Genomic DNA, 7,942 nt, shown 5'->3' on the forward strand with positions numbered 1-7,942 from the left:
GGTCGGGGAGGGGGCTGCGGCGGCCGGGGTGGCCGCGGAGGCGCTCGCGGCTGCCGCCGCCGTGTTCCAGAGCCCGGGTGGGGTCGTGTCCGGCTCGGACGGTGCGGAGCCGTGGGCCGGCGCGGCGGGGTCGGCGGGCCGCGACAGGCGCACACCGGCGCCGCCCGAGGGTGCCGCCGGCTGGGCGTGCCCGGCCTGCTCGGGCACGATCCCGGATTCCGGGCGTCCGGTTGTAGAGCCGGGCCCGCCGTCGCGCCGGTGGGTGTCGTCCCCGGAGGGGTACCCGACGGCCGGTGAGGCCGCCGTGGCGGGCGGGTCGTGGGCCGTGCGGGCCGAGCCCGTGCCGGCACCGGACACCGTGAACGCGTCCCAGCGCGGATCGTTGTCGGCCTTTCGGTCGGGTCCGCGATCGGGTCCGCGGTCGGCCGCGGAGTCCCGAGCCGCGGCGGCTCCCGCCGTCACGGGGGCGGCGGCCGGCCGGTCCGTGTCTCCGGCCCAGCCGAGTACCGCCCCGCAGGAGTCGCAGAAGGCCGCACTCGGCACAGCTCGGTGCGGCGGCCGGTGCACTCGGTGCGGCCGGTGCCTGTGACGCGGCCGGTGCCCGTGCTGCCGCCGGTGCGCTCGGTGCCGGCTCCTGGTTGCCGGCCCAGCTGATGATCGCCCCGCAGGAGTCGCAGAAGGACTTGCCCGGCTCCGAGCGGGCACCGCACTCGGCACAGCTCGGTGCCGGCTCCCGTCCCGGGCCGGAGGTCTGGCTGGTCATCTCTCGGGAATCCTTTCGGCGGCGGTCACCTGGACCGTGTAGGGCATATGAGCGGGGCGGGCGGCCGCCACGAGGGTGTCGAGGCGGTGTTCGTCGGCGCTGGTCGGGTGGGGCAGCCGCAGGGCGACGTGCAGGCGCGGGCGGCGGTCGCCGGGGACCGGGCCGAGCGGCCGGGCGTCCCAGGACGCACCGCCGCTCTCGGTGATCTCCGGGGCCACGCCGAAGACGAGGCGCACCGCCTCGGACAGGCCGCGGCTGGTGCCCCGTACCCGGTGGAGGAAGGAGGCGGCGGCGACGGCGGCGCGCAGCCGGTCCTCGGGCTCGCTGCCGTCGATCTCGGCGCCGACCCAGCCGGCCAGCCACCGGGTGAAGTCCACCGGTGCCAGGGACGGCGTGAAGTAGGAGTCCATGTTGTCGAGGACGGCCAGGATCGGCGCGAGCACGTCGTCGAGCCCGCCGACGAACCGCTGGGCCAGATCGTCGTCGGCGAACACGGCGGGCAGCGTCATCCCGATGGGCGCGGACGAGCCGAGACCGTCGATCGAGCCCCTCATGCGTCGGCCCCCCTCATGCGTCGGTGTCTCTCGGGTGCGTGCGTCGGCTCACGTACGGTCTCCGATCACGCGGACCCGGTGGTCGAAGGAGAAGACCAGGGACGGCGCTTCGAGGTCGATGCGGTCCGTCGCCTCGCCCCGCTTGCCGGTCAGCGGGTCGGCCGGGTGGAGCTGGACCTCGTCGACCAGTTCGACGCCGGGGACGCGCTGGAGGACGGCGAAGACCTCACCGGACTGCACGGGCCGGCCGAAGCGCCAGCCCCGGCCGTCGGCGCCGCCGGTCAGCGGGTCGAGGTGCCGGTAGAGGGCGTCGTGCGCCTGGCGGCGGACCCGGTCCGTGTCGGTGCCGCGGAACGCGTGCACGGTGGCGACCACCGTGACGCCCTGGTAGAAGGGCGGACCCACCGCGAGCCGGGTGCCGATCAGGCGTCGTTCGTCGAGGTGGCGGGTGATGCGCCTGAGCAGGTCGTCACCGGGGACCAGCTGCTCGAACCGCAGCCGGCCGCCGGGGTCGGGCACGGCCTGGGGAACCACCAGCACCCGGACCGCGTACGACCCGTGCTCACCCTCGTCGCCCTCCAGGCAGGTGATCCGGGCCGTCTCGGGGGCGGCGCGGCGGGCGAGCTCCTCGTAGTCGCGCAGGGTCACCGCCCGCTCCTGGGCGCGCAGCGTGATGGGTGCCCGGGTCTTCGCCTCCTCCACCGTCTCGCCGTCGACCCCGCCGCGCGCGGCCTCCCGGTTGACGACCTCGGAGACGTACGGGACGGACGTGCGCAGCACCTGCACGGCGCCGCGCGCGACGTTCCCGGACCGGCCGCCGCCGGTGCGGTAGCGCAGGGCGCGGATGACGGCGCCCTTGGGGGCCACCGCCCCGTACTGGCGCAGGGTGCCGTCGGCCTCCCGTACCGCGGGGCCGAAGGCGATGTCACCGGTCGCGGCGTCCAGCGTGATGTGCCGGTCCTGCGCGGTGGACGCGGAGAACGAGGAGACGACCTCCCAGTCGGTCCAGCCGCCCTCGTGCTCGGAGGTCTGCAGCAGCACCGGCGGGGTGTCGCCCACCACGGGGGCGTTGGCCAGCCGCAGCCGCTGCCCGGGCAGGCCGGTGGACTCGCCGAGCGCCTCGTCCTCCACGGTCTCGGCGTGCACGGCCGCGGTGGTGCCGCCGAGCGTGAACGCCTCCACCGAGCGGACGGTCGGCGACGTGGTGTAGAAGGGCTGGTCGGAGAGCGGCTCGGTGACCCGGCAGCGCAGCCAGGCGGCCTCCTGCCCGCCGTTGCGGGAAAGGGTGTGGGTACCGGGGACGTGCAGGACGACCTCGCCCGGCCGGTTCAGACCGCCGGTGACGTCCCGGTCGACCTCGCAGAGGACCCAGCCCTCCTCGGTCCACGCCTCCCAGACCAGCGGAGGCTGCCTCGGGTCCACACCGACACCGTCGACGCGGCTGTCCAGGTCGAGCGCGACCGCGCAGTGCGGTACGGCGGCGCTCAGCCCGAGCAGCATGCAGTCACCGGGCCGCGGGCCCTCGGTGAAGCACATCACGTCCTTGCCCTCGGCGAGGTCGGCGGTCCTGTCGACGACGGGCTCGCCCTCGCGGTGGATCACGAGGTGCTGCAACTCGCAGGGGACGATGGTCAGTTCGCCCTCGGTGGCGAAGACCGCGGCGTCCTCGCTCTCGGTGCGCGTGGTGGCGACCTCGGTGCCCACCGGCAGCACCACGGGCTCCTCCTGCGGCGCGGACAGCCAGAACGTGACATCCGTACGGGCCGCGGACGGCGGGAAGAGGGTGATGCCCACCAGGTCCAGGAACGCCAGGTGGTTCTTGTCCGGCACCCGGTTGAGCCGGTAGACGATCTGGTCGGCCATGTGGGCGACCGTTTCCACGAGGGTGACGCCCGGGTCGGAGACGTTGTGGTCGGTCCACTCCGGGGCGCGCTGCTGGATGTAGCGCTTGGCGTCGTCGACGAACTGCTGGAAGCGGCGGTCGTCGAGGTTCGGGGAGGGCAGTGCCATCAGCGGTCGCTTTCAGGGGAGTTGCCCGCGCGGGGGGCGTCGGGCTCCTCGTGGGAGGGGATGACGTAGAACGGGAAGACGAGGCTGCGCGGGTTGTTGGTGCCGCGGATCGAGTAGCGGACGTCGATGTAGAGGACACCGGTGGCGTCGTCGCCCGCGGTCACCTCGACCTCGTGCACCTCGATACGCGGCTCCCAGCGGTCGAGGCTCGTGTACACCTCGTGCTGGATGCGGCCTGCGGTCTCCTCGTTGATCGGGGCGAACACCATGTCGTGGATGGCGCAGCCGAACTCGGGGCGCATGGGCCGCTCGCCCGGCGCGGTCGCCATGACGAGCTGGATGGCCTCCTCGACCTCACGCTCCCCGCTGACCAGGGCGATGCCTCCGGTGGGGCCGATGCGCATGGGGAACGCCCAGCCGGATCCGACGAACTGCTCGGCCATCAGGGGCCACCCCGCCTTCTCATCGTCGTCCTCACGGTCGTGCTTCTCACGGTGGTGGTGCTTCTCTCGGCCGTCACGGGATCGGGTACGGCTTCTTGTTGACCGTCAGGAGGCCCATGAGGTCGATGTTGACGGCCCGCATGCCCACCTGGCCGATGGTGTTGACCTGCACGGTGCCGCCGGCGGTCAGCGTGGCGGCACCGAGCGCCTTGAGGTTGAGGGCACCCATCGCGTCCACGACCACGGGGCCGCCCATCGACTTGAGGGTGACAAGGCCGCGGCCCTGGATGTTGACCAGCCCGCCGCTCTTGATGCTCACGCTGCGCCGGGCGCTCAGGTCGAGGTCGGTACCCGCCTCGACGGACACCGAGGTACTGCCCGTGATACTGACGGCGCCCTTGCTGTCCACGGTGATCTCGGTCTTGGTGCGGTCGAGATTGATGGTCAGCCGGTCGTTGCCGGTGGACAGCCGGACGCCCTGTCTGCGGGCGCCGGTCTGCTCGCTGAGCAGGTCCATCCGGTTGCCCTTGCGGTCGGACAGGGTGTGCCGGATCGCCTGCTTCTTGAGGGTGTCGTGCAACGGCTCCTTCACCTTGGTCGGCTTGTCGATGCCGTTGTAGAGGGTGCCGATGACGAAGGGGTGGTCGAGGGCGCCCCGGTCGAAGCCGACCAGCACCTCGTCGCCGACGTCCATCGGGAAGACTCCGCCGCCGCCCTTCCCGCCCATCTGCACGCTCCGCGTCCAGTCGCTGACGTACGCGTCGTCCAGCCACGGGAACTGCAGCTTGACCCTGCCCTGCTGGAGCGGGTCCTGTACGTCGGTGACGAGCGCGTTGGCCACACTGGGCAGCCGCGGCGCCGCCGTACCACCACCGCCGGACGACAGGCCGAACAGGGAACGCCACTGCCGGCCGCTGACGTTGATCGCGGTCTCGTAGTGACTGCCCGCGCCGAAGGTGTGCCGTACGGAGGTGACCGTGTACTTGCCCTCGAAGGGGTGGCCCACGTCGGTGAGCGCGACGGTCACCCCGGGGCGCAGCTCGGGATTGCCGCGCACCATGACCTCCAGTTCGGAGAACGAGGAGGTGACGTCGTCGGCGAGGGAGGCGCTGGCGATCTGGGCCTCGGGACGGCTGTCGTACGGGCTGTCGGTCTCGACCAGCTTGGCGGACTTGAAGGTCGAGGCCGCCTTCTGCGGGGTGATCCCGATGGCGACGCCGGGGTAGGAGCCCGCCGGTTTGATCACGGAGATCTTCTTCTTGCCCTTGACGTCCCAGCCGCGCGACTCGACCTTGTCGACCTGGTCGGCGGAGGTGACGGCGGCCCGGCAGCGCAGTACGTCGACCCGGCCCCGCAGCACGCGTGGGTTCGACTCGCCGGGGGAGCTCACCGGGGGCGCCGAGGACGCCGGGTCCGGCACGTCGAACTGGAACTTCCCCTTGGCGTCCAGCGACATCACCACCTCGTTCTCGTCGGCGAGGCGTGCCAGGAAGTCCCAGTCCGTCACGTTGGACTGGCTGATGAACTCGTAGACCTTGGGGGCCCGTATCTTCCCGACGGAGACGCCGTTCAGCTTCGCCAGCTTGCGGGCGATGTCGGCGGCGGACTGGTTGCGGTACGCGGCCACCCGGCGCGCGCGCATCAGGCGGTGGCCCGGGTCGTAGCCGCGGATGACGGTGAACGTACCGGTGCCGTCGTAGTCGGTCTCCATGCCGGTGACCTCGCCGGTGAGCAGCGGGGTCGCCGCGCCCTTGCCGTTGGAGACGGGGGCCAGGACCACCTTGGAGCCGAACCTGACGTTCAGCTTCTTGAGCAGGTCGCGCCGCGGGTCGCGGAAGGTGAGCCGGAACTCGCCGGGTACGCCGGCCCCGAGATCGACCCAGCCGCCGACGAGCTGCTTGATGTAGGGCTCGGGGATCTTCGCGCTGTCGAGGGTGACATGGATGATGTTGGAGAAGGAGGCCTTCGGCATCAGAGACCTATCTCCTCGACGGCCGGCAGGACCAGTTCGATGCCGTTCGGCAGGTCTGACGGGTCGTCGATCCCGTTGGTCTCGGCGATCGTGCGCCAGGCCGCCGCGTTGCCGTACTCGCGCCAGGCCAGCGACTGCAGGGAGTCGCCCGCCACGACCCGGTGCACCCGCTGCGCGGTGAGCGCGCCCGAGGTCGGGTTCTGGCCCATCGTGCTGCCGGGAATCTCGTGCAGTCCCACCTGGCAGGTGGCGCGGATCGGTACACCGGTCGTGCTGAACAGCGAGTAGGTGACGTCCACGGACTGTACGTACGAGACGAAGCGGACCGTGGAGAAGGAGCCCCACTGGAGCACCACCCAGGGCGGTGAGGGCTGCTTGGCGGCGCTGCTCTTGGACGTCACCTCGCAGCACTCCAGCAGCGCCTCCACGTTCTTCAGGACCGCCTTGCTGGTCGGCTTGGTGGACGAGTCCAGGAAGATCTCGACCGACAGCTCCCGGGGCTCGGGCCCCATGAACTCCGGCACCGGCCCGTCGCGCTTGGCCGCGGACGGCGTGAACTTCCACTGGGTGCGCCGGTTCAGCTGCAGCTGGGTGGGGTTGAAGTCGAAGTTGAAGGTCTTGATCAGACCGCCCGGCGTGGTGCTGCCACCGACGGGGGGCTCGTGGATGGCGATGCTGGCGCGTACCAGGCTCTTGCCCGCGCCGCCCTTGCTTCCCTTGGCCATCTGGTGTCCCGTCCCCTCAGTCCGTGAATCCGTGGTGAGCGATCTCCAGGACCTCGGTGGCCACCGCCGGGTTCGACGCGTCCAGGGTCGGGCCCGTCCAGCTCACCGGCAGCACGTCGAGCAGACCCCACTGCGCGACCTCCGAACCGTCCGCGCGCAGCGCGGCGATCTGCGCCGTCGGCCGCTTGATGCCCGTGGCCAGGGACGAGACCCACGCCGCGACCTTGGAGGTCTCGGGCGTCAGCGGCCGGGTCAGCCGGATGTTCGAGTGGCTGACCCGCGACGGAAGCTGCCAGACGAAGCCGTTGTTGCCGCCCTCCTGACGCTGCTCGATCTCCACCGTGGACGCGAGTCCCTCGCACCCGTTGAAGAAACCGAGGCTCTCGCCGTCGATGATCAGGCGGTAGAAGACGGTGGAGCCCGGGTCGAGTCTGCTGGACATCGGGGGCGGCCTTTCTGCGGACGTCGGTCGGAAGGAAGCGGGAGGGGGGCGGGCGGAGCCGTGCGCGGTGGCGGTCGTTCGACCGGTCGTGTCGGCCGGTCAGCGACGGGGGTCGCGGAGTTTGCCGATCCGCTCCCGGTCGAGCCGCAGCTCGGTACGGAGCAGGCGGGTGATGCGGCCGATCAGCCGGTGCGTCAGTTCGTCGAGCTGGAAGTCGGTCAGGGAACGCGGGTCGAACTGCCCCTTGGCCACCGCGGTGTACTTCGGCGGGCGCGCTCTGCTCTCGTCCACCTCGGTGTACGCGGGCGGGGGCAACGCGCCGTTGGAATTAGCCCCGGCCGACTGGCGCGACGAGACGCTGTGGGCCGAGACGTGGGAGACGGCCGCGGTGGTCGTGGCGGGCGTCGGGTGGAGGTCCCGCTGCACGGTGACGGGCGCCCTGGGCGCGGCGACGGCCTGCCGCTGGACAACTGCCGGGGGCGGGTAGGCGGTTGTCCGCTTGAGTGGCTGCGGCCGTGGAGCCGTCCCGGCGGCGGAGGCGGACGTCCTGGAGGCTGCGGCCGTCGCGGCGGCTGCGCCTGCGGCTGCTGCGGCGGTCGCAAGGAGGGGCACGCCGTGGCCGGTGGGAGCGGCGGGGGCGACGGTCCGTTGCACCGCGGGTCCGTTGCCCGGCGAGGCGGGCCGGCCCGGCACAGGCGCGGGGCGACGCAGCGGGACGGCGGCGGCGGGCGCCGGGCGCCGACCGGCGGGGGGCACCGCCGCGGGTGCCGGGACCGGGGCGAGGGCGCGAGCGGGGGTCAGCGCACGCACTGGAGTGACGGTGACGGCCGCCGGAGCGGACGTACCGACGGCCGAGCGCTGCACCGCGGGCGCCGGTGTCGACGCCGATGACGCCGCCGCCGCCGACGCCGCCGACGACATTGACATCGGCGTCGGCGTGCGGCCGTGGCTCAGGGCCGTGGCGCCCACGACGGTGGGTGTCACGGCGGAGGTGATCGCCGTGGCGCGCTGTACGGCGAGGGGGGTGGTGGCC

Annotated in this window: 8 protein-coding genes and 1 pseudogene; 1 reads left to right on the forward strand and 8 read right to left on the reverse strand. The window is 72.5% G+C overall.

Translation table 11 applies throughout. The features are described from left to right. From AOK01_RS28510 to AOK01_RS43750, 8 genes and pseudogenes are all read right to left on the reverse strand, one after another. Window positions 1-543 (reverse strand): annotated as a pseudogene (locus tag AOK01_RS28510) (hypothetical protein); the annotation flags it as partial. Between the two features lie 216 nt (window positions 544-759). After that, the gene (locus tag AOK01_RS28515; RefSeq protein WP_055516685.1) at window positions 760-1,317 is read right to left on the reverse strand and encodes a phage tail protein; all 558 of its coding nucleotides are present in this window, start codon (window positions 1,315-1,317) and stop codon (window positions 760-762) included. A 48-nt stretch (window positions 1,318-1,365) separates the two neighbouring features. Beyond that, window positions 1,366-3,327 carry a putative baseplate assembly protein gene (locus tag AOK01_RS28520; RefSeq protein WP_055516687.1) on the reverse strand — a complete coding sequence of 654 codons (1,962 nt, stop codon included), beginning with the start codon at window positions 3,325-3,327 and terminating at the stop codon, window positions 1,366-1,368. Beyond that, window positions 3,327-3,770 (reverse strand): GPW/gp25 family protein, encoded by a 444-nt coding sequence (locus AOK01_RS28525; RefSeq protein ID WP_055516689.1) that lies wholly within the window; start codon window positions 3,768-3,770, stop codon window positions 3,327-3,329. Before AOK01_RS28525 ends, AOK01_RS28520 begins: the two co-directional genes overlap by 1 nt. Window positions 3,771-3,843: 73 nt before the next feature. Further along, window positions 3,844-5,742 (reverse strand): VgrG-related protein, encoded by a 1,899-nt coding sequence (locus AOK01_RS28530; RefSeq protein WP_055516690.1) that lies wholly within the window; start codon window positions 5,740-5,742, stop codon window positions 3,844-3,846. After that, complete coding sequence (locus tag AOK01_RS28535; RefSeq protein WP_055516692.1) at window positions 5,742-6,467, reverse strand: CIS tube protein; 726 nt, start codon at window positions 6,465-6,467, stop codon at window positions 5,742-5,744. The genes AOK01_RS28530 and AOK01_RS28535 overlap by 1 nt, the downstream gene beginning before the upstream one ends. A 16-nt stretch (window positions 6,468-6,483) precedes the next feature. Then, complete coding sequence (locus AOK01_RS28540) at window positions 6,484-6,909, reverse strand: phage tail protein (protein ID WP_055516693.1); 426 nt, start codon at window positions 6,907-6,909, stop codon at window positions 6,484-6,486. Window positions 6,910-7,008: 99 nt separating this feature from the next. Further along, a complete protein-coding gene (locus AOK01_RS43750; protein WP_157871520.1) occupies window positions 7,009-7,719 on the reverse strand; it encodes an extensin in 711 nt (236 codons plus the stop codon). Between the two features lie 10 nt (window positions 7,720-7,729). Between AOK01_RS43750 and AOK01_RS28550 the strand changes: the two genes are divergently transcribed. Continuing rightward, on the forward strand, window positions 7,730-7,942 hold a 213-nt coding region (locus AOK01_RS28550), incomplete at its 3' end, for a hypothetical protein (protein WP_157871522.1).

This window comes from Streptomyces aurantiacus (assembly GCF_001418335.1).
In the GTDB taxonomy this organism is placed as follows: Bacteria; Actinomycetota; Actinomycetes; order Streptomycetales; family Streptomycetaceae; genus Streptomyces; species Streptomyces aurantiacus.

Excerpts from the sequence above, each read along its gene's own strand:
- AOK01_RS28530 (WP_055516690.1), bottom strand. The coding sequence starts at position 5,742 with ATGCCGAAGGCCTCCTTCTCCAACATCATCCATGTCACCCTCGACAGC.
- AOK01_RS28515 (WP_055516685.1), bottom strand. The coding sequence starts at position 1,317 with ATGAGGGGCTCGATCGACGGTCTCGGCTCGTCCGCGCCCATCGGGATG.
- AOK01_RS28525 (WP_055516689.1), bottom strand. The coding sequence starts at position 3,770 with ATGGCCGAGCAGTTCGTCGGATCCGGCTGGGCGTTCCCCATGCGCATC.
- AOK01_RS28535 (WP_055516692.1), bottom strand. The coding sequence starts at position 6,467 with ATGGCCAAGGGAAGCAAGGGCGGCGCGGGCAAGAGCCTGGTACGCGCC.
- AOK01_RS28520 (WP_055516687.1), bottom strand. The coding sequence starts at position 3,327 with ATGGCACTGCCCTCCCCGAACCTCGACGACCGCCGCTTCCAGCAGTTC.
- AOK01_RS28540 (WP_055516693.1), bottom strand. The coding sequence starts at position 6,909 with ATGTCCAGCAGACTCGACCCGGGCTCCACCGTCTTCTACCGCCTGATC.